Source organism: Leucobacter sp. NPDC015123 (assembly GCF_043080205.1).
Lineage (GTDB): Bacteria > Actinomycetota > Actinomycetes > Actinomycetales > Microbacteriaceae > Leucobacter > Leucobacter aridicollis_A.
The window spans coordinates 56,808-76,465 of record NZ_JBIBVH010000006.1; the positions used below are offsets into that span (position 1 = coordinate 56,808).

Consider the following 19,658-nt stretch of genomic DNA (forward strand, 5'->3'; position numbering starts at 1 on the left):
CGCCGGAGGGGCCTTGCTCGCGGGGCCCACACAAACACCCTATAACGGCCAACGGGGGGGGGGGGGGGGCCCCCCCCCCCCCCCAACCCCCTCCCGTTCTGACAGCTTCTAGGCGGATTGGCGCTCTGCCATCTCCACAACGTTCTTCAGCAGCAGTGCGCGCGTCATCGGCCCAACTCCGCCGGGATTTGGCGAAATCCAGCCAGCGACCTCAGCCACAGCTGGATCAACATCACCGACAACGCGGCTCTTCCCCGTCTCGGGATCAACTTTTCGCGACACCCCAACGTCGAGCACGATGGCGCCAGGCTTCACGTCCTCGGCCCGCACAATACCCTCGACACCGGCCGCGGCGACGATCACATCGGCCTGCCGTAGCTCGGCGCCAAGATCAACCGTGCCCGTGTGGGTGAGCACCACTGTCGCGTTGTACTCACGGCGAGTGAGCAGCGGTCCAATCGGCCGGCCGACAGTCACCCCGCGCCCGACAACGACGACGCGCTTGCCTGCCCACGACAGACCGTTGCGTTCGACAAGCTCGATGACGCCACGGGGCGTGCACGGGAGCGGGGAGGTGATCTCGGTGTTCGCGTTGAGAACGAGCTTTCCAAGGTTCGTCGGGTGCAGACCGTCGGCGTCTTTGTTCGGGTCGATGCGCTCGAGGATGCGATCAGTGTCGATGTGCTTCGGCAACGGCAGCTGCACAATGTAGCCTGTGCAGCTGTCGTCTGCGTTGAGCTCGTCGAGCACGGCCTCGAGCTCGTCCTGCGATACGGTCTCGGGAAGCTCGCGCTTGATCGACGCGATCCCGACCTCGGCGCAGTCGCGGTGCTTGCCAGCGACGTACCACTGCGAACCAGGATCCTCACCCACGAGCACTGTCGCGAGACCCGGGACAACGCCATTCGCGGCGAGCGCGGCGACACGCTCGGTGAGCTCCAGTTTGATTGCGGCCGCGGCCGCTGTGCCGTCAAGTTTCTGAGCGGACATGTGTTCTCCTTGAAATTCGTGAGGCCCCATGTGCAAGGGGCGGAACGCCGCCGGGGCGCGGAGGAGACCCCTCACGCGCCCCGGTCGGCATCAGCAGTTGTGGCTTACCAGTTCTCGAGGCCCGGGTAGAGCGGGAACGCGTCGGCAAGCTTCGTCACGCGCGCGCGAAGTTCCTCGATATCGGCGGACTGGGTGAGGGTCGCCGCGATGATCTCCGAGACCTCAGCGAACTCGGCGTCACCAAAACCGCGGGTCGCGAGTGCGGGGGTACCGATACGCAGGCCGCTTGTGACCATCGGCGGGCGCGGATCGAACGGCACTGAGTTTCGGTTCACAGTAATGCCAACCTCGTGGAGCGCGTCCTCAGCCTGCTGGCCGTCGAGCTTCGAGTTTCGCAGGTCTGCGAGTACGAGGTGCACGTCGGTGCCGCCCGTCAACACGTCAACACCGGCTGCCTTCGCCGCATCGCTCGTGAGCGCTTCTGCAAGGAGCTTCGCGCCCGAGAGCGTGCGCACCTGGCGGTCCTTGAACTCGTCGGTAGCGGCAAGCTTGAATGCCGTCGCCTTTGCTGCGATCACGTGCATGAGCGGGCCGCCCTGCTGGCCGGGGAAGACGTTCGAGTTCAGCTTCTTGTAGAGCTCGAGGTCGTTCGTCAGGATGAAGCCCGAGCGCGGGCCACCAATCGTCTTGTGCACTGTCGATGAGACGACGTGCGCGTGCGGCACCGGGTTGGGGTACAGGCCAGCTGCAACCAGGCCAGCGAAGTGGGCCATGTCTACCCAGAGCGTCGCGCCGACCTCGTCAGCGATCGCACGGAATGCCGCGAAATCGAGCGTGCGCGGGTATGCCGACCAGCCGGCGATGATGACCTTCGGCTTGTGCTCAAGCGCCTTCTCGCGGACAACCTCCATGTCGACGAGGAACGTCTCAGGGTTCACACCATACGAGACGACGTTGTAGAGCTTGCCCGAGAAGTTCAACTTCATGCCGTGCGTGAGGTGCCCACCGTGCGCGAGCTCGAGGCCGAGGATGGTGTCGCCTGGCTCGGCGATTGCGGAGAGAACGGCTGCGTTCGCCTGCGCGCCCGAGTGGGGCTGTACGTTCGCATACGCTGCACCGAACAGGCTCTTTGCGCGGTCACGCGCGAGGTTCTCCGCGACATCGACGAACTCGCAGCCGCCGTAGTAGCGACGCCCAGGGTAGCCCTCTGCGTACTTGTTCGTGAGCACCGAACCCTGCGACTCGAGCACTGCGCGAGGAACAAAGTTCTCGCTCGCGATCATCTCGAGGGTCGAGCGCTGACGACCGAGTTCGTTCTTCAGCACCTCGGCGATCTCGGGATCGACGACCTCAAGTGGCTCGTTAAAGAAAGCTGACTGGTTGGACACGATGAGTCTCCCTTGTGTGATGTTTCCAGGATGTGTGGCCCAGGCGAGCGGCCGTTCAAAGGTGTCGCTCCCCGATGGTTTCCATCTGTACGCCAGTCACGACGCAGCAATCCTATCAGCGGCCCGCGCACGCATGACGATAGGTTTCACCGCACCGCTGGGAGCGACATGTAAAGCGGACTAGAATTGGCCGGATGAACACAATCGTCGCCGATGCGCAGAGCCAACAGTGGGTACTGACACTTTCATGCATTGACGGTCCGGGTATCGTGCACGCAATCAGTGGTGCGATCGTCGCCGCTGGCGGCAACATCGCCGAAAGCCAGCAGTTCGCCTCGGCCGACACGGGACGGTTCTTCATGCGATTGCAGGTCGAGGCCGTTGCCCAGCCCGAGACCTTCGGCGATCGCTTCCGTTCTTCCCTCGCGCCCGTGACCGAGCGCTACAACATGCACTGGCGACTCGACCAGGTTGGGCGCCCAGTTCGCACCCTGCTGCTCGGCTCCACCGCGACTCACTGCGTCAACGACCTGCTGTACCGCAAGCGTGCAGGCCAGCTCCCGATCGAGGTACCACTCGTTCTCTCGAATCACGAGACGATGCGCGACATCGCAGAGTTCTACGGTGTCGACTTCGAGTTCCGTCCCGTGACGGGCGCCGACGAGAAGGCTGCGTTTGAAACTCGCGTGCTTGAAGCCGTCGAACAGCACGACATCGAACTCGTCGTGCTCGCCCGCTACATGCAGATCCTCTCCCCCGAGCTGTGTGAAGCACTCGCGGGTCGAGCGATCAATATCCACCACTCGTTCCTGCCCGGTTTCAAGGGCGCGAACCCATACAAGCAGGCGCATCAGCGCGGCGTGAAGCTCATTGGCGCGACGGCCCACTTCGTGACGACTGATCTCGACGAGGGCCCGATCATCGAGCAAGACACCACACGAGTCGACCACTCTTACTCGCCGCGCGAACTCATGCAGCTCGGCCAGGACATCGAGTCTCGCGTACTCCGTCACGCCGTTGGCTGGTTCGCCGAGAACCGCGTGCTGCAGGACGGCGATCGCACGATCGTCTTCAGGTAGGCGGTCGCCTTCTTTGTTTGCGGGCTGTTGCGTTCTCCACAGAGGAGCGCAACAGCCCGTTTTCGCGAGTTATCCACTGTTCTTGGAGAAAAGAACACCCTCAGCGCGTTTATGAACGTATGGTTGCCATACAGCAATCAAACGTCACGCAGCCAAGGAGGTGCCCGTGGACCCGATCATCAACCTCATTTCAACGATCGCCGGGTTTGTCACCATCGGCACCATGCTGTTGCTCAGTCATCGAAACCTCGACCAGAAGTTCCGCGCGAGGTTTGAACAGATCGATATTCGACTGGACAGGATAGAAGCACGGCTCGACGGTATCGACGTGCGGCTCGACGGTATCGACGTGCGGCTCGACGGTATCGACGTGCGGCTCGACGGTATCGACGTGCGGCTCGACGGTATCGACGTGCGGCTCGATCGAATGGATGCCCGCTTTGACGCCAACGACGCGCGGCTCGACGCAACTGACTTCGCCACGGAGTCGCGCTTCAGCCACCTCGAGTCCACAGTCGAGAATCGCTTCGCCGCGGCCGAAGCTCAACTAGATTCTCGTTTCGCCGCAGCCGAAGCCCAACTAGACTCCCGGTTCGCCACAGCCGAAGCCCAACTAGACTCCCGGTTCGCCACAGCCGACGCAAAACTCGACTCACGCTTCGCCGCAGCCGACGCCAAACTCGACTCACGCTTCGCCGAATCTGAGGCGAGCATCGACGGGAAGTTCGCGAGCACTGGAACGTTCACCTCGGGGCAGTTCGAGCGAATCGAGGCCCAATTCACGCAGCTCACCAAGCAGCTGGACACCACCCGCGCAGAGCTCGCCGCCGCGATTCAACATGTCGATGTGCGACTCAGCGACCGAATCGACAGCTTGGATAGCCGACTGAGCGAGCGCATCGCGAGTCTCGATATTCGGCTGAGCGACCGGATCGACAGCGTCAACGGGCAGATGTTTGCACTCGCCACCGGCTTGAAGCCGCTACTCGATGAGCCTGCGGGCCCATCAAATGGCGAGTCTGCCGCCTAGCCCGCAGTGAGCGCAGCGTGACGCGCCCTGAGCCTCGCAGAACCGGGCCTAAGTCTCAGGCCGTCCAAGCTGCCCGCAAAAACGACTTCAAGGCTTCAAAGACGCCCACCTCTGAGCTCTCGCCTGCAGAAAGAGCACGCTCGCGACTGTCGTTGATCGACCCAGTCAGGGCGCCCACCGCGAAGAGATACGACCAGCGCAGCGCGCCCGCAGGGCGTCCCGGCAGAAGTGTCTCCAGACACTGGATGAATTCGTTGGCCATCGGGTCAAAAAGATCGACGATGATGCCACGTTCACTCGACGCCGGATCGCTAGCTTCACGAAGAACCAACCGTCGATAGTTCGTCAAGCTCGAATCTGACTGCGCAAGAGTCCCGATATGCAGAAACGCATCGATGACCTCATCGAGAGCGCCCGGCGCCCCCAAATCAACTGCTCGGAGTTTCACGAGACGCGCCTCATTGACGTATTGATAGCGTTCGAACACGGCACGATACAGGCCAAGCTTCGTCTCAAAGTGATAGGCAACGAGAGACAGTTTTACCCCCGCAGCACTCGCGATCGTGCGCAGCGTGGTTCGGTCATAACCTTCGTCAGCGAAACACTGCGTAGCTGCCGACAGAATGTCGTCCCTGCGCCCGCCTCTTGCCATAGTCGTGACCTGCTTCTTCAAACCCACATCGGATTTCAACACTACAGGCAAGTGCCCGGAACCCCCGCGGTGGGTTGTTCCGAGCACTTGAGACACCAGTTGAAGGCCTACCGCATAGCGGCCTCAGCACTCTTAAGCTCCGCCGGCACGTCAGCCGCACGACCCTTCTTGGGCAAACCAATCATCAGGAGGCCACCGAGGAGGAACCCGAATCCGCTCAAGAACAACGCAAAAGAGAGTGAAGTTGCCGCAGCCAAACCTCCGAGCGCGAGAGGCGCGAATGCCGACACGCCTCGCCCGACATTGAAACAGAACCCCGCTCCAGTCGTGCGCACACGAGTCGGGTACAGCTCCCCCAAATAGGAACCAAACAGCCCCGCGAATGTCATAAAGAACGCGTAGGCAGGTCCCAACCACAGCAAGAATGTGTGATCCGTTGCAAGCCCGTAGATTGGCATAAGAATTCCCGCCCCGAAGAACGAAATCATCAGCGCAAACTTGCGTCCGATCTTGTCAGCAAGCCAACCAAAGACCAGGTACCCGACAAACATCCCGAGATTCAGCAATGTCATGAATGACGCGACTGACTTTGGATCCATCCCACGTTCCGTTGCAAGATAGCTCGGCAACCATGTGCTCGCTCCGTAGTAGGCAACGAACGCGGTGACAGCCACCAAACTTGCGAGAATGGTGGTGCGTCGAAGCTCGGGCGCAAACACCTCACCTACAGAAACGTTCTTGTCAGACTTTGCGCGCTCAGCCTGCCAGACTGCCGACTCGGGGAAGAACATTACGATTACGAGCAGCGGCAGAATGGCAGACAGCCCGGCGACAAGGAACAGCATCCGCCAGTCGGGGAGGAAGAAACCCGAAGCGAAAGCTGCGAGTGCCCCACCGATCGGGAACGCCGCCAGGACGAAAGCCGCTGCTTTGCCGCGTGATTCAACCGGCCATGTTTCCACAACGTAAGCCGACAGCACACCCCAGACGCCGCCAAGGCCGATGCCCGACAAGAACCGCAGTGCGAGGAGGACATAGAAGTTCGGAGCCGCTGCAGCCAATGCTGTCAGAACGATAAAGATGAGCATGCACAGGACGAGGGCGCGTTTGCGGCCATAGTTGTCCGCAACCCACCCCATTACCACGCCCGAAATGCCCATCCCGATGAGGGTGGCCGTGGCAAGCAGGCCAGCCTGAACTGGCGTAATGCCAAAGTCCTCAATAATTGCGGGAATCGAGAACGACAGAATCGCGATCTCGAGCGCATCGAACATGTATGCAAAGAACGCACCAAACAGTACGATCCACTTGGTTCTACCCACGGGTTTCCTTTCGTCGCCGACCACATTGTCGGATGTTGGATGGCAGGGGCGTTACTCAGGGGCCGAGTAGCGAACCCTCCGCGCCTTTGGAATCGGATGAAGAGTTGGGGATTGAGCTACTGTGTTCGAAAGTTCGCCGATTCCTTCGACCCGCATTGTGACCGTGTCACCGACGCGAATTGGCCCAGGCGTTTCGGCACCGTTCCAACCCCAGAGCTCGGCAAGACAGCCACCACCGCATGTGCCTGAGCCGATGATGTCGCCTGGGCGCACCCATGTGCCGCGGCTTGCGTAAGCGACGAGTTCGGCGAACGACCATGCCATCTGGCGCAGGTTGTCTCGACCTATTGGGGTCCCGTTGACTGAGACCTCCATGTCCAGGGCCAAGCGATCGCCTTCACGGAAAGGCGCCAATTCGTCGGTTGTCACCATCACTGGCCCAAGTGTCGTTGCGGTGTCCTTGCCTTTCGCTGGGCCTAGACCGACACGCATCTCACGACGTTGCAGATCGCGCGCCGACCAATCATTGAGGATTGTGTACCCAACTATGCATTCCTCGGCCTCTTCGACGGTTAGGTTGTAGCCCTCACGCCCGATCACTGCCGCGACTTCAAGTTCAAAGTCAAAGAGCTCGGACCCTGGTGGCAGCGGGATGTCCGCTCCAGCTCCTACCGCAGCGTGTGGATTCGTGAAATAGAACGCGGGCGCCTCAAACCAGGCCTCTGGCACATCCGTCGCACCCGAGACAGCCTTCAGCGATCCCGCGGTGTGCTGCTCAAATGTTATGAAGTCCCGGATCGATGAGACAGGAATCGGTACCGGAGAAACACCGCCAATCGCGAAATCCATGGAGTCCGAAGAAAGGGCCTCTCGTGACCTTCCTGACTCAAGCCAGTCGTATAGTTCCACCTGCGGTTCAAGCAAGATGAGTTTGCCGTGCTCTACAATGCCATAGCGAGTCCCCTGGCTAGTTTGGGCCGCACCTATGCGCATCGTTAGCCTTCCTCAAAGATTGCGACCGCACGCGTCCAACCGGCAGATGCGGCGTGGATCTTCACCGGGAAACAAGCCACCTGAAAGCCCGTGGCGGGCAGCCCCTCGAGGTTGTGCAGCTTCTCGATGTGGCAATAACCAATGTCTCGACCCGCACGGTGTCCCTCCCAGATGATCTCCGCGTTCCCCTCAGCTGCATAGCGCTCTGCGGTGTACACAAACGGAGCGTCCCAGCTCCACGCGTCAGTGCCTGTCAATCGCACTCCCTGCCGAAGCAAGTGCAGAGTTGCCTCTCGCCCCACTCCGCAACCGCTTTGAACGTAGTCGTCCTGCCCATACTTCACACCCGCGGACGTGTTCACAAGCACAATGTCCAAGGGCTGTAGCGTGACGCCAATGCGCTCAAGTTCTGCATCAATGTCCGCAGGTGTAACGACATAGCCGTCAGCGAGATGACGGAAATCAAGCTTCACACCCCGCTGGAAGCACCAGTCCAGCGGAACCTCGTCAATTGTGATGGCCCGCTGCCCTCCATCCATCGTGGAGGCGAAATGATACGGAGCGTCAAGGTGAGTTCCGTTATGAGTTGAGAGGCTAACTCGCTCCAATGCCCAGCCTTCTCCATCCGGTAAGTCACCGGCTGTTGCCCCGGGAAAGAACTGGAGTATCTCGTTCGGTGTCTGCGAATGATCAAAGTACTCGATCGAGGGGAGATGACCAGGGGGATCCGAGAGGATCCCATTTCGCAGGTCGACTGAAAGATCTACAAGACGTCGCATTCGTGCTCCTTTGCTGAATAAAACTGACTATACGACCGTTCAGTTTTGTCGTCAAGGGAATTAGCTTGAAGGCGGGATTCCAGCCACACGGAGCCAGCCCAATAGAGTTTGGCCGACCTATTGGCCTTGCAAGGCGTTCCTAGGGACGAAGGGGGTCGTCGGGTCACAATGAGCACGGCCCCAGGAAGTCACATAAGCCAATACTCTCGCGACGAACGCGCGATCTAAGACTGCGGGCCCATCAAATGGCGAGTCTGCCGCCTAGCCCGCAGCGAGCGCAGCGTGACGCGCCCTGAGCCCCGCAAGGATGGCGCTCAGGCCCGTCTCGAACGCCACATCCGTGAGGCGCTTCGTACCTGCTGCTGCGTGCCCTGAATCGTAGACCGCTCGAAAGGTTGGCGCGTTCGGGTCGTCGCCTGGGTCGAGCATGTTGTCGGGCGCACTATGGTCGAGCGCCGCACCAAGAATGAGGCATTCGACGGCGACGACTGTGCTCAGCACCTCAGACTCTGGCCACCCCGCCTCGATGAGCCCCGAGAACACGGCCTCGTACATGTCGCTCGTGCGCGTCCCAGTCGCGATCGGCAGCACTCCAAGCAGCGCGATCGTTGGCGGATGATCGGCGAACGCATTGCGATAGGACTTGGCCCAGCGTTCCATCGCCTCGTCCCACGGCAGTTCACCAAACCCGGAGACGTCGATCCTGTCGCTGACGAGCTCGCGGATCCCTGAGATGAGATCATCCTGCCCAGAAATGTGGTTGTAGAGCGCCGACGGGCGTACGCCGAGCTCTCGGGCGATGAGGCGCAGACTCGCCCCGGACTCGCCGCGCTCGTCAAGCAGCCTGAGCGCCGTCTCAAGGATGAGGCCACGCGAAAGCACCGGGGTTGTCGGCCTACCAGACCGTCTCGACTGGGGCTTTTCGCTCACCGCCATGGTGCACCGCTTTCTCCCGGCGCTCAGCGTCCGAGTGTTTCTCTCCACAGAGAGTATCGGAGCCGCGTAACGTTTCGGGCTCGCGCTCGCGTTTGCGCCCATGATGTGCATACAATAACGAACACTGTTCATTAACGGAGCGGGTGAGACGAGCTGGCAGAGACGCCAGGGATGGAGCGAGCGTGGCAATCACGGTATTCACTGGCGGGGCAGTCATCGTTGCAGCTGATCGCGTCGGCGCTGTCGATACAGCCAGCGCAATCGCGTTTGAGGACGGCAGGGTCATCGCACTCGACGCTGAGGCACTCGAGCTCGCGGCGAACGCTACCAGCGATGTCATCGATCTCGCGGGCGGAACGCTCGTACCCGGGATCGGCGAGGGGCACGCCCACCCGGTGCTTGGCGGGCTTGAAGCTGTCGGCCCGAACGTACGTGAGGCCGTCGACCTCGCTGGGATCCTGTCCGCGGTCGCCGAGTGGAAGCAGCAGCATCCGGAGGCCGATTGGATCGTCGGTGCGAGCTACGATGCGACGTTCGCACCTGGCGGCGTGTTCAGGGCCGAGTGGCTCGACGAGGTCACGGGTGACACTCCGACGATCCTGCGCGCATGGGACTACCACACCGCCTGGGTGAACTCGGCGGCGCTGCGTGCCGGCGGCATTACGGCTGAGACCCCTGACCCTGAACTCGGCCGCTACGTTCGCGACGCCGACGGCACCCCCACTGGCACGCTCCAGGAGGCCGCGGCGAACGACTTCATCGCGAACGTCGTTCCGGCGTTCTCGATCGAAGATCGCGTCGCAGCCATCGAGGCCGCAACCCTGTCGTACGCCGAGCAAGGCACCACGTGGGTTCAAGACGCATGGGTCGAGCCGACCGACCTCCCAACCTACCTCGAGGCAGCCCGCGCTGACAGGCTCCACACTCGCGTCAATCTCGCGTTCCGCGCAGACCCTGCTACCTGGCAGAGTCAGGTTGCAGCTTTCGAGAAGCAGCGCGACCAGGTGCGTTCGCTCGCGCACGATCGCCTGAGCGCTGACACCGTGAAGTTCTTCGTGGACGGTGTCATCGAGAACCACACCGCGGTGCTTGCAGCCCCATACGCCGACCGGCCAGACGAGCGCGGCCTTCCGAACTGGGCAGAGGACGAACTCATCTCCGCCGCCCGCGCCTTCGACCTCGCGGGATTCCAGCTCCACATTCACGCGATCGGAGACGACGCAAACCGCATCGCGCTCGATACGATCGCGGCCGTTCAGGCTGAGAACCCTACGCGCGAACGTGCCCACGTCGTCGCGCACGTCGCGATGCTCGCTCAGGATCAGGTCGGACGCTTCGCCGAGCTCGACGTCATCGCGAACTTCGAGCCGTACTGGGCGCAGTGCGACGCCGTCATGCGCGACCTCACGATTCCGCACATCGGACACGACCGCGAGGGCTGGCAGTACCTCATCGGTTCGGTGCTCCGAGCCGGCGCGACTGTGTCGTTCGGCAGTGATTGGCCTGTCACCACGAAGGACTGGCGTCCGGCGTTCTCGACTGCCGTCACACGCCACAGCCATCTCGAGCCCGACGCAGCGGCGTGGCTGCCCGACGAGCGCGTGAGCGCCGCGGCAGCCCTGTCGGCCTACACGGCTGGCACCGCTCGGCAGGCCCTCGCATCGGACCGCGGCACGCTCCACGTCGGCATGGTGGCAGACGCGGTCTGGCTCTCCGCAGATCCCCTGTCCGTCGACCCAAACACCATCCCGTCCATCGACGTTCGCGGCACCTGGCTCGCGGGCGAACGCACCTACTAACCCACCCCACACCACTCGCTGATTCAAAGGAGAATCGTGTCCACAACCCCCACCACAGCTTCGTCCGAGAGCCAGCCGCACATGCGGCGAGCGCTCGGGCTCACCGGGCTCACGTTTTTCGGCGTGACCTACATGACTGTCATCACCGTGTTCACGACGTACGGCATCGTGAACCAGGTGACGGGCGGCAAGCTCCCAGCGGCGTACATCGTCGCGGTCGTGACAATGCTCTTCACCGCAGCGAGCTACGCGGCGATGGTGCGGCGCTACCCCGTCGCGGGTTCCGCCTACACCTATGCGCAGCAGTCGTTTGGCGGCGGCGTCGGGTTTCTCACAGGCTGGGTCATGCTGCTCGACTACCTGTTCATTCCGATGATCAACTTCATGCTCATCGGCATCTACTTGAACACGCAGTTCCCGGCGATCCCGATCTGGGTCTTCACGCTCGCCGCACTGCTGCTCGTGCTCGCATTCAACGTGCTCGGAATCACGCTCGTGAACAAGCTCAATATGGCGATCATCGCGCTGTCGGTCGTGCTCGTCATCGTGTTCATGGCGCTCGCGTTCAAGCAGTACCTTGGCGGCGACCAGGCAGTCGGCATCATCGAGCCCTTCACATTCGGCGAGGGCGGGATCGGTGCGGTCGCGTCGGGTGCCGCGATCCTCGCACTGTCGTTCCTCGGTTTCGATGCGGTCTCGACGCTCTCCGAGGAAGCGAAAAACCCGCGCCGCGACATCCCCCGCGCGATCGTGCTGTCGACCCTCGTTGGCGGGTTTTTCTTCATCCTCGTCGGCTGGGCGGGAGCCCTCGCATTCAACCCTGACTGGGCGTCGATGGATCAGGCGCAGATTGATGCGGCGGGCACCACCGTCATGGACTCGTTCGGCGCGAGCTGGTTTACCGCATTCTTCGTCGCCGTCTACGTTGCGGGCGCGTTCGGGTCGGGCATGACCGGCCAGGTGTCGGTTTCACGCATCCTGTACGCGATGGGCCGCGACGGCATGCTGCCGAAGCCGCTCTCGCGCCTGCACAAGCGGTTCGGCACCCCGATCGTTGCGGCCGTGGTCGTGTCTGTGTTCGCGCTCTCGGCGCTGTTTGTTCCGTTCGACGTTGCAGCATTCATGATTAGCTTCGGCGCGCTCGCAGCATTCGCGATGGTCAACCTGTCGGTGATCCGCACCTACCTCTTCCCGAAGGGCGGTCGTACGCGCCCAGCATCGACATGGGAGATCATCCGTTTTGGCGTGACCCCCCTCATCGGGTTTGGGCTCACGATCTGGCTGTGGACGTCACTCCAGCCCATCACCTGGCTTGTCGGCGCATGCTGGCTCGTGCTCGGCGTCGGCGTGATCGCGGTCGTGACGCGTGGGTTCCGGAAGCCAGTGCCGAAGATGGACTTCTCGGAGGGCGACCCGACCACGCAGCAGATCGATGCGCTCGGCGACGAGTTCCCGCTGGAGGGTGAGCGCCGCTAGGTCAGGATCCAGGATCGGGCGGCAGTCTGGTCCTTCCCAGCACTACACCCTGAAATCTGCCCAAGATATCCCCGAACCATCAAGATCGGGCATATCTTGGGCAGATTTCATTGCTATTGCCGGCGACGGGAGGGGACTCCACCAGCCAGCCGGGCAACCAGGCAGCCGGGAAGCGCCGCCCCGGCCTACCTGAGGTGCTGCACGTCCCCCGCGTTCACGGTGAGGGTTCCGCCCGTCGGCAGGTCGACGATGAGCGCGCCGTCCTCCGCGAGCGCCCGCGCCCTGCCGTCGACGATCTCGTCCCCCGGGAGGTGGACACGAACCTCGGTGCCGAGCGTGAGGGACTGGCGCGCGGCGCGGATCCGGATCGCCTCCGGCTCGCGCGCAGCGAGCTCAGTGAGGCGCGAAATCTCTGCGGTGACTGCCGCGACAACCCTGTCGGCAAGCTCGGCCCCGAGCGGGTCGGCGAAGCTCTCCGCGCCGCCGACATCAGCGCCCGCGGCGAGCAACGACGTCGCCCGCTCTGTCGGCAGCTCCCACTCAGGCGTCAGCAGGTTCATGCCCATCCCGATAATCGCGCTGCCGTCTGGGAGGAGCTCGCAGAGGATCCCGCAGAGCTTCCCACCGATTCGCCCGGCCAGCGCGTCTTCCTCATCGCGCACGTGGATGTCATTCGGCCACTTCATGCCGACGCGCTTCGATTGAGTTTCGTCGCGGGCCGCCGCAGCAGCGAACAGGGGTTGGAACGCGGAGTTCACCGCCGATCCGGCAATAAACGGCAGCCAGCCGGGTCCAAGGTCTCCCCATCCGGCGGTGCCCGCGCCACCTGGGCCGTCGCCGACGCTCTGACCGTAGCCATGCACGAGCACAGAGACCGCGAGGGCACGGCCCGGGAGCACCTCCCACCCGCGGGCGAGCCGCCCCCGCCCGGCCGTCTGATTGTCGGTGAGCAGCACCGTTCCGTGCGGGAGAGGCTCACCCGACAGTTCGGCTGCCGCAGAAAGCTCCCGGAGCTCGGCATTTGTCGAAGGTGACTCGTCTCGCCATTCGACGCGAGGCTGCTGGGCGCGTGTCTGCCTGAGTTCCATACGTGCGAGCCTATTCCCCGGAACCGGCCTGAGTTGCACTGGGCGTGCCGCGGGGAGGCGCCCGCGGCGAGCAAACTGAGGATTCCAACCAAGGATCCGCAATTCAGTTGGAGGAGTTCTTGAACTTTGTGGCATATACGCGCGCTAGGCTAAACGGGTGACCGCAGAGAACGAGACCGCTCCCGAGAACCTCGCAACGACGGCTGGCCGCATTGCGGACCATCGCCGGAAGTACCAAGAGGCCGTCGGTGACCGCGACGCAGCAGCAGCAGCCAAGCAGCATCCGCGAGGCAAGATGACCGCGCGTGAGCGCATCGCGTCCCTCCTTGACCCCGGATCCTTCGTCGAGTTTGACAAGTACGTCAAGCATCGCTCGACTGCGTTCGGCATGGACGCGAACCGCCCCTTCGGCGACGCGGTCGTGACAGGCGCCGGCACCATCCACGGTCGCCAGGTCGTCGTCTACTCGCAGGACTTCACCACGTTCGGCGGCTCCCTCGGCGAAGCAGCCGGCGAGAAGATCGTCAAGGCGATGGACTTCGCGATGAAGACCGGAGCGCCGATCATCGGCATGCTCGACTCGGGCGGTGCCCGCATCCAGGAGGGCGTGTTCTCGCTCTCGCAGTATGCGCGCATCTTCAAGCGCAACACGCTCTCATCGGGGGTCATCCCGCAGATCTCGATCGTGATGGGCCCGTCTGCAGGTGGCGCGGTGTACTCACCAGCCCTGACCGACTTCGTCATCATGGTCGACAAGACGAGCAACATGTTCGTCACCGGCCCCGACGTCATCAAGACAGTCACGGGCGAGGAGGTCGGCTTCGAGGAGCTCGGCGGCGCCCTCACCCACAACAAGACGAGCGGCGTCTCGCACTACCTCGCAAGCGACGAACTCGACGCCCTCGACTACGCACGGACGCTCATCAGCTTCCTGCCAGACAACAACCTCGCTGAGGCCCCGATCTACGACAGCGACACCGCGTTCGAGATCACCGAGGCAGACCGCCGGCTGAACACGATTATTCCTGACAGCCAGAACCAGCCCTATGACATGAAGGTCGTCATTGAGGCAATTCTTGACGGCGGCGACTTCCTCGAGGTGCAGCCACTCTTCGCCCCGAACATCCTCATCGGCTTCGGCCGCGTCGAGGGCCGCACCGTCGGCATCGTTGCGAACCAGCCAAACCAGATGGCTGGCACACTGAACATCGACGCGAGCGAGAAGGCCGCGCGCTTCGTGCGCTTCTGCGACGCGTTCTCGATCCCGATCCTCACCCTCGTCGACGTACCCGGCTACCTGCCCGGCACCGAGCAGGAGTACCAGGGCGTCATCCGTCGTGGCGCAAAGCTGCTCTTCGCCTACGCGGAGGCGACAGTGCCGCTCGTCACCATCATCACGCGCAAGGCGTACGGCGGCGCGTACATCGTGATGGGTTCCAAGGAGATGGGCGCTGACTTCAACATCGCGTGGCCGACCGCGGAGATCGCAGTCATGGGCGGCGCGGGCGCAGTCAATATCCTGTACCGCAAGGAGCTCGCAGCTGCCGAGGCCGCTGGCGAGGACGTCGAGGCGCTGCGCGCCAAGCTCACCGCGAAGTACACGGCAGACGTGACGAGCCCGTTCCTCGCGGCCGAGCGCGGCGAGATCGACAACGTGCTCGAACCGGCAGGCACCCGCCTCGCAGTCATCAAGGCGCTCCGCGGCCTCCGTGGCAAGCGCGATGAGCTCCCCGCGAAGAAGCACGGCAACATCCCGCTATGAGCGAGCAGACCACCGACACGACTGTCGACCCGACAACTGACATCGATGACGAGCTGGAAGCGCTCGCCGGCGACCTCCCGCCCGACGCCGCCGCACGCGACGCCGCAAAGCGCGAGGATCTTGGCGAGGAAGACGACGCCATCTCTGGCGACGACATCACCTTCGTCACTCGCGGGGTGAGCGACGAAGAGCGCGCCGCCGTCATTGCGGTACTCACCGCTGCCCGCGCCGAAGAAACCCGGCAGGTCAAGCGTGTCGCCCGCCGCGACCGCGAACCGTGGTCACGCTCACAGCGTGTGCCGGACGGTTTCGCCGACCTGCTCATCGACGGCTAAACAGAGCGAGCAATGGCACCCTGACGGGCGTTCCGGCTGCTACGCCTGGCGGGACCTTGCCGACTGCGCAAGTTCCGCGTCTGCCTGAGCGGTACCCTCGGCCTCGGCCAGCGCCCACTCGCTTCTTGCGCCGGTGAGGTACTCCTGCCGCGCACGCTCCATCACCGACTGATGTCTGGATGCCAGCCTTGACGAGGCTTCAAGGGCGGCCGCGCTTGTGCCGGCGATTCGCCCTGTTTCTAGCGTGACGAACATGCGGGCGAGGGTGAGCAACGCGTTCAGCTCGTCGCCAGCGATCTCATCAACGACCGCCGGGACACCACTCGCAGGTCAATATCGCTCGATGGCGTCAAGCCGCCCTGGGTTGCCGCCCCGTACAGATACAGGCCGAGCATGCCGCCCGGATCCACCTCGACGACGGCCCGCGTGACTTCGCTAATGAGATCAGCAGTCCTGTCGTCCACACCGTTCACCCAGCCACTCATAGCTCGCGCTCGAAGGTCACCCTGTCGTTGCCAGGGCCGTCATAGGCTGAGATGGGCTCCGATACCGTGAAGCCAACGGCCTGATGAAACGCCACCGAACGCGAGTTGATCGGGGACGTGATAGCTCGAACTCTGCTGCGGCCCGCGGAACGCGCGGATGCGAAGAAGCGCTCATACAGTGCACCTGCGAGGCCTGATCGGCGTGCCTCCGGGTGCACCCCGACGAAGTGGATGTAGCTGGTGTCGGGTTGCCCTGGCGAGTGAAAGCCAATGAGAAATCCGACAACCGACCCTGGCGCCTGGTTCGATGAGTTCGCGGGCTCAGCGACGAAACTCGTGTCGAAGAAGTGATCCAGGAAGAGCCGCTGCACAGCACCTGTCATGGGTCGTCCCCACCACTCATCCACAACGGCGATGATCGCATCGTAGTCTCCGGGGGCTGCCTGCCTGATCGTGTAGTCGAGTTCCTCGGTAGTCATAGTCACACCAGGCTAGAACCACAGGCGGCGCGGGTCTACCGCCTAAGCTAAGGTCATGGCACGGACGAAGGCGGAAGCGCGGCAGCAGCTGAAGGACGCGGTCGACCGCGGGTTCGGCATCAATTTCACCCCTCCCTTCCCGCAGACTGACGGAGAGCTCCGCAGGTCTGCGGTGCTGATCTTGTTCGGAGCGCTCGATCAGGTGCCTGCCGACCCTTCCGCCGGGGAGCCTGTCGCCGCAGAGCTCGACGTGCTGCTCACGAGGCGCGCAACGCGGATGCGGCACCACGCGGGTCAGATCGCGTTCCCCGGTGGCGGCGTCGAGCCCGAGGACACAGACATGGCACAGACCGCGCTTCGCGAGGCCGCAGAGGAGACAGGCCTCGACCCCACCGGGGTCGAGGTTCTCGGCACGCTCCCCGAGATCCATGTGCCTGTGAGCCGTAACCTTGTCACGCCCGTGATCGGCTGGTGGCGCCTTCCGAGTAACGTGGCCGCCGATCACACCGAGTCCGTTGAGGTCTTCCGAGTACCAGTCGCCGAACTGCTCGATCCCGCGGCCCGCGGCCATTCCGTGCTGCGACGAGAGGGGGCGACGCATCGCGGCGCCGCGTTCAAGCTGCAGGATCGGTTCGGCGGCCATACGGTGTGGGGCTTCACCGGAATGCTGCTCTCGAGCGTCTTCGAGGGCGTCGGCTGGGCCGTGCCGTGGGAGCCAGGGACTGACTTCGAGGTGACCGGCTAGCGCCGCCTGGCCGCGCTAGCCGGCGCGGGTGAGCAGGTCGAACGCGGCCACCGCCTGCTGATCTGTGAACGACGAGACATAGTCGAGGATCGCACGCGCGCGTCCCCTCCTGTGGATTCCAGCGCCCGAGATATCGCCCTGCAGCAGTTCCGGGCGTTCCTTCGACAGGTCGAACAGGCTCTCCGTCGCCTCATCGACCCATTCAAGGAGTCTGCGTGGGGCGCGACCCGCGTCGACAGGGTCTGACAGCCACGCGTCGAAGCCGAGCACCAGCTCCTCAACGACGCGGGCCTGACCGCGCTGTGAGTGCGCCAGGTCTGGGGACTCGAGCACAAAGCTTGAGTGCACGAATTTCAGCACGGCGACCTCATGCCACGCGCGCTGGTTCAGCCGAACGTGGCCGCCGCGCATATGGGGCCTCGCCTCCACGACGATTGAGGACCGAAGTCGCTCAATCCAGCGGCGGGTGAAGCCCGACACTGCGCGTTCGCTCGCGATCCCGCCGTCGTAGGGGGAAAGCAGCAGGCCGTCGACAAGCTCGTCGCTCACGAGCTGCACCGCGTCCCTGAACGCGTCGCGGTCGGCAATCCAGCCGTCCTTCCGGCTCATGCCGCGCCACTTGAGTTCAAGCGAGCGGCCGGGCCTTCGCCACTCCACCTGGATCTTGGCCAGGGGCTCGGCCGCAAGCACAGCGTCTTCGGCAAGCCAGGTCTGCAGCTCGGCGGCGACCGCTGCGTGCTGCAGCACGCCGGCCCTCGTGAAGTCGTCGAGATCGTGCACCGCGTATGCGATGTCGTCGGCGACATCCATCACCGCGCACTCGACAGTTTGCACGCCCTCGGCGATCGCCGGGAACGCCGAGAGCGCCTGCTCAAGCTCGCCCACTTCGAGCACGTAGCTCGAGAACTTCTCGGCGCCGTTCACTGGATCGTTGCCGACGCCTCGCGGCCGCTCGGTGACGGGGAGCTCGTTCGCGGTAACGCCGACCCAGCGTGCCCGCGTCCACGGGTACTTCAGCACAGATGCCCGAACCGCTGCCGTGAGATTAAGGCCTGCGAAGTCCCGCCCGAGTGTGTCGAGCGACGTGAGGATGCGGAACGTCTGCGCATTGCCCTCAAACCCCTCGGCGAGCCCGAGGCGCTCGCGGGCGACCCTGTCGAGCACCCGCTCACCGAGGTGACCGAACGGCGGATGCCCGAGGTCGTGGGCGTGGGCGGCGGCCTGCGCGACGATGGTGTCGCAGCCGCCGAGCGCCGCCACAATTGCGCCAGTCTCGTCGTCAGTCGACGCCTCACCCCGATCGAACGCGTTGTGTTGCGCGACTGCTCCGGCGAGGTTCGCCGCGACGACTCTGGCGACCGCGCTGACCTTGAGTGAGTGAGTCAGCCTGTTGTGCATCACCGGGCCGACACCCGACTGCGGCACGACCTGCGTCACGTCTGAGAGGCGCGCGAAGTACGAAGAGAAGCGGATGCGCTCGAGGTCGATGCGAAACTGCTCGAGCTCCGTGCTGTCGCCGGCCTCTCCTGGCTCAAGAGCGTCGAGACCGTGGGCCGCGTGCTGCGACGACTCTTGCTCGGCGTAGCGCCTCGTTGCTCGGTTCGCTGTGCCTGTGAGCGTTTCTTTCATGCCCCTCATTCAATCATTCGTCGGCCGCTGCGTTCGTATTGAACAGGGCCGTTACCCGACCCCCACACCAATCTGCCTCCGGAATACACTGACACTATGAATGCGACGAGCGACACCACTGGAAACAACACCCGCGGAGAGCGTGTTCCGGCGATCGAGCGTGCGACAGGTAGGGCGTGGACGGACTGGGTCGCCGTGTTCGACGCGCACGGAGCCCGTTCGCTCGGGCACGCTGAGATTGCGAAGCTCGCGCTTGCAACGATGCCTCCCAACGTCGAGAACGAGGAGTGGTGGGCTCAGGGCGTTGCCATCGCGTTCGAACAGCACGCCGGGCTGCGGGTACCAGGCCAGTCGTCTACCGGCGACTTCCGCGTGAGCGCGAGTCGTACGCTCCCGCTCGAGCGCGACGCCGCGCTCGCCGCGTGGACCGATCGCTTCGGTGAGGCTGCCGAGCACCTCGGGCACGACGTCTCCGGGTCACGCAGCTCGCGGACCGAGAAGCGCTCGTTCTGGCGATTCACGCTCGCCGGCGCCGGGAAAGTCGAGGTGTCTGCGACTGCGAAGGATGCGACCAAGACAATTCTCGCTATCAGCCAAGATGGGATGAGCTCGGGTGAGCGCATCGAAGAGTGGCGCGCATATTGGAAGGCACAGCTCGCGCAGCTGTAACTCACAATCGGCTAACTGTCAG

At 63.6% G+C, this 19,658-nt stretch carries 20 protein-coding genes and 1 riboswitch; of the genes, 8 read left to right on the top strand and 12 right to left on the bottom strand.

Features of this window, described 5'->3' with window-relative positions; all coding sequences use genetic code 11:
- Positions 1-108: 108 nt before the first annotated feature.
- Both ACF07D_RS12225 and glyA read right to left on the bottom strand, forming a co-directional pair.
- Positions 109-990, bottom strand: coding sequence for a bifunctional methylenetetrahydrofolate dehydrogenase/methenyltetrahydrofolate cyclohydrolase (locus tag ACF07D_RS12225; protein ID WP_255808868.1), 882 nt, complete (start codon positions 988-990; stop codon positions 109-111).
- 104 nt (positions 991-1,094) lie between these two features.
- On the bottom strand, positions 1,095-2,378 hold the full coding sequence (glyA, locus tag ACF07D_RS12230; RefSeq protein ID WP_119281685.1) for a serine hydroxymethyltransferase: 1,284 nt from the start codon (positions 2,376-2,378) through the stop codon (positions 1,095-1,097).
- Between the two features lie 30 nt (positions 2,379-2,408).
- Positions 2,409-2,488, bottom strand: a riboswitch (ZMP/ZTP riboswitch).
- An 84-nt stretch (positions 2,489-2,572) separates the two neighbouring features.
- Between glyA and purU the strand changes: the two genes are divergently transcribed.
- Both purU and ACF07D_RS12240 read left to right on the top strand, forming a co-directional pair.
- Positions 2,573-3,457: a formyltetrahydrofolate deformylase gene (gene purU, locus ACF07D_RS12235; RefSeq protein ID WP_119281686.1), complete on the top strand. Its 885-nt coding sequence runs from the start codon at positions 2,573-2,575 to the stop codon at positions 3,455-3,457.
- A 166-nt stretch (positions 3,458-3,623) separates the two neighbouring features.
- Positions 3,624-4,487, top strand: coding sequence for a hypothetical protein (locus ACF07D_RS12240; RefSeq protein WP_391505087.1), 864 nt, complete (start codon positions 3,624-3,626; stop codon positions 4,485-4,487).
- Between the two features lie 55 nt (positions 4,488-4,542).
- Here the strand turns inward: ACF07D_RS12240 and ACF07D_RS12245 are convergent, their stop codons facing one another.
- The 5 genes from ACF07D_RS12245 to ACF07D_RS12265 form a co-directional block, all read right to left on the bottom strand.
- Entirely contained in the window at positions 4,543-5,160 is a 618-nt protein-coding gene (locus tag ACF07D_RS12245) for a TetR/AcrR family transcriptional regulator (RefSeq protein WP_162921014.1), read from the bottom strand.
- 86 nt (positions 5,161-5,246) lie between these two features.
- A complete protein-coding gene (locus ACF07D_RS12250) occupies positions 5,247-6,461 on the bottom strand; it encodes an MFS transporter (RefSeq protein WP_391505088.1) in 1,215 nt (404 codons plus the stop codon).
- 51 nt (positions 6,462-6,512) lie between these two features.
- Positions 6,513-7,310: a fumarylacetoacetate hydrolase family protein gene (locus ACF07D_RS12255; protein ID WP_391505089.1), complete on the bottom strand. Its 798-nt coding sequence runs from the start codon at positions 7,308-7,310 to the stop codon at positions 6,513-6,515.
- A 146-nt stretch (positions 7,311-7,456) separates the two neighbouring features.
- Positions 7,457-8,233, bottom strand: coding sequence for a cyclase family protein (locus ACF07D_RS12260; protein WP_119281690.1), 777 nt, complete (start codon positions 8,231-8,233; stop codon positions 7,457-7,459).
- Between the two features lie 261 nt (positions 8,234-8,494).
- Positions 8,495-9,169: a TetR/AcrR family transcriptional regulator gene (locus tag ACF07D_RS12265; RefSeq protein WP_391505090.1), complete on the bottom strand. Its 675-nt coding sequence runs from the start codon at positions 9,167-9,169 to the stop codon at positions 8,495-8,497.
- A 182-nt stretch (positions 9,170-9,351) separates the two neighbouring features.
- On the opposite strand from ACF07D_RS12265, the gene ACF07D_RS12270 reads away from it, so the two are divergent.
- Both ACF07D_RS12270 and ACF07D_RS12275 read left to right on the top strand, forming a co-directional pair.
- Complete coding sequence (locus ACF07D_RS12270; RefSeq protein WP_391505091.1) at positions 9,352-10,968, top strand: amidohydrolase; 1,617 nt, start codon at positions 9,352-9,354, stop codon at positions 10,966-10,968.
- A gap of 81 nt (positions 10,969-11,049) precedes the next feature.
- Positions 11,050-12,444, top strand: a complete 1,395-nt coding sequence (locus tag ACF07D_RS12275; RefSeq protein WP_119281693.1) for an APC family permease — start codon at positions 11,050-11,052, stop codon at positions 12,442-12,444.
- Between the two features lie 185 nt (positions 12,445-12,629).
- Here the strand turns inward: ACF07D_RS12275 and ACF07D_RS12280 are convergent, their stop codons facing one another.
- On the bottom strand, positions 12,630-13,532 hold the full coding sequence (locus tag ACF07D_RS12280; protein ID WP_391505092.1) for a biotin--[acetyl-CoA-carboxylase] ligase: 903 nt from the start codon (positions 13,530-13,532) through the stop codon (positions 12,630-12,632).
- A gap of 157 nt (positions 13,533-13,689) precedes the next feature.
- On the opposite strand from ACF07D_RS12280, the gene ACF07D_RS12285 reads away from it, so the two are divergent.
- Entirely contained in the window at positions 13,690-15,294 is a 1,605-nt protein-coding gene (locus tag ACF07D_RS12285) for an acyl-CoA carboxylase subunit beta (protein ID WP_119281695.1), read from the top strand.
- A complete protein-coding gene (locus ACF07D_RS12290; protein WP_391505093.1) occupies positions 15,291-15,629 on the top strand; it encodes a hypothetical protein in 339 nt (112 codons plus the stop codon). Before ACF07D_RS12285 ends, ACF07D_RS12290 begins: the two co-directional genes overlap by 4 nt.
- A gap of 39 nt (positions 15,630-15,668) precedes the next feature.
- On the opposite strand, the gene ACF07D_RS12295 is transcribed toward ACF07D_RS12290, so the two are convergent.
- Genes ACF07D_RS12295 through ACF07D_RS12305 form a run of 3 tightly spaced genes read right to left on the bottom strand, consistent with a single transcriptional unit; the run spans position 15,669 to position 16,593 of the window.
- Complete coding sequence (locus ACF07D_RS12295; protein WP_391505094.1) at positions 15,669-15,902, bottom strand: aminoglycoside adenylyltransferase domain-containing protein; 234 nt, start codon at positions 15,900-15,902, stop codon at positions 15,669-15,671.
- 5 nt (positions 15,903-15,907) lie between these two features.
- Complete coding sequence (locus tag ACF07D_RS12300; protein ID WP_391505095.1) at positions 15,908-16,093, bottom strand: hypothetical protein; 186 nt, start codon at positions 16,091-16,093, stop codon at positions 15,908-15,910.
- A 17-nt stretch (positions 16,094-16,110) separates the two neighbouring features.
- Positions 16,111-16,593: a GNAT family N-acetyltransferase gene (locus ACF07D_RS12305; RefSeq protein WP_391505096.1), complete on the bottom strand. Its 483-nt coding sequence runs from the start codon at positions 16,591-16,593 to the stop codon at positions 16,111-16,113.
- A gap of 55 nt (positions 16,594-16,648) precedes the next feature.
- On the opposite strand from ACF07D_RS12305, the gene ACF07D_RS12310 reads away from it, so the two are divergent.
- Positions 16,649-17,338 (top strand): CoA pyrophosphatase, encoded by a 690-nt coding sequence (locus tag ACF07D_RS12310; RefSeq protein WP_119281698.1) that lies wholly within the window; start codon positions 16,649-16,651, stop codon positions 17,336-17,338.
- A 15-nt stretch (positions 17,339-17,353) separates the two neighbouring features.
- On the opposite strand, the gene ACF07D_RS12315 is transcribed toward ACF07D_RS12310, so the two are convergent.
- Positions 17,354-18,967 (bottom strand): deoxyguanosinetriphosphate triphosphohydrolase family protein, encoded by a 1,614-nt coding sequence (locus ACF07D_RS12315; RefSeq protein WP_391505097.1) that lies wholly within the window; start codon positions 18,965-18,967, stop codon positions 17,354-17,356.
- Positions 18,968-19,063: 96 nt separating this feature from the next.
- On the opposite strand from ACF07D_RS12315, the gene ACF07D_RS12320 reads away from it, so the two are divergent.
- Positions 19,064-19,636, top strand: a complete 573-nt coding sequence (locus ACF07D_RS12320; protein WP_391505098.1) for a hypothetical protein — start codon at positions 19,064-19,066, stop codon at positions 19,634-19,636.
- Positions 19,637-19,658 lie beyond the last annotated feature (22 nt).

Coding starts and splice junctions, on each gene's coding strand:
- ACF07D_RS12305 (WP_391505096.1), bottom strand. CDS start 16,593: ATGACTACCGAGGAACTCGACTACACGATCAGGCAGGCAGCCCCCGGA.
- ACF07D_RS12260 (WP_119281690.1), bottom strand. CDS start 8,233: ATGCGACGTCTTGTAGATCTTTCAGTCGACCTGCGAAATGGGATCCTC.
- ACF07D_RS12320 (WP_391505098.1), top strand. CDS start 19,064: ATGAATGCGACGAGCGACACCACTGGAAACAACACCCGCGGAGAGCGT.
- ACF07D_RS12265 (WP_391505090.1), bottom strand. CDS start 9,169: ATGGCGGTGAGCGAAAAGCCCCAGTCGAGACGGTCTGGTAGGCCGACA.
- ACF07D_RS12290 (WP_391505093.1), top strand. CDS start 15,291: ATGAGCGAGCAGACCACCGACACGACTGTCGACCCGACAACTGACATC.
- ACF07D_RS12280 (WP_391505092.1), bottom strand. CDS start 13,532: ATGGAACTCAGGCAGACACGCGCCCAGCAGCCTCGCGTCGAATGGCGA.
- ACF07D_RS12255 (WP_391505089.1), bottom strand. CDS start 7,310: ATGGATTTCGCGATTGGCGGTGTTTCTCCGGTACCGATTCCTGTCTCA.
- ACF07D_RS12310 (WP_119281698.1), top strand. CDS start 16,649: ATGGCACGGACGAAGGCGGAAGCGCGGCAGCAGCTGAAGGACGCGGTC.
- ACF07D_RS12315 (WP_391505097.1), bottom strand. CDS start 18,967: ATGAAAGAAACGCTCACAGGCACAGCGAACCGAGCAACGAGGCGCTAC.
- ACF07D_RS12275 (WP_119281693.1), top strand. CDS start 11,050: ATGCGGCGAGCGCTCGGGCTCACCGGGCTCACGTTTTTCGGCGTGACC.
- ACF07D_RS12225 (WP_255808868.1), bottom strand. CDS start 990: ATGTCCGCTCAGAAACTTGACGGCACAGCGGCCGCGGCCGCAATCAAA.
- purU (WP_119281686.1), top strand. CDS start 2,573: ATGAACACAATCGTCGCCGATGCGCAGAGCCAACAGTGGGTACTGACA.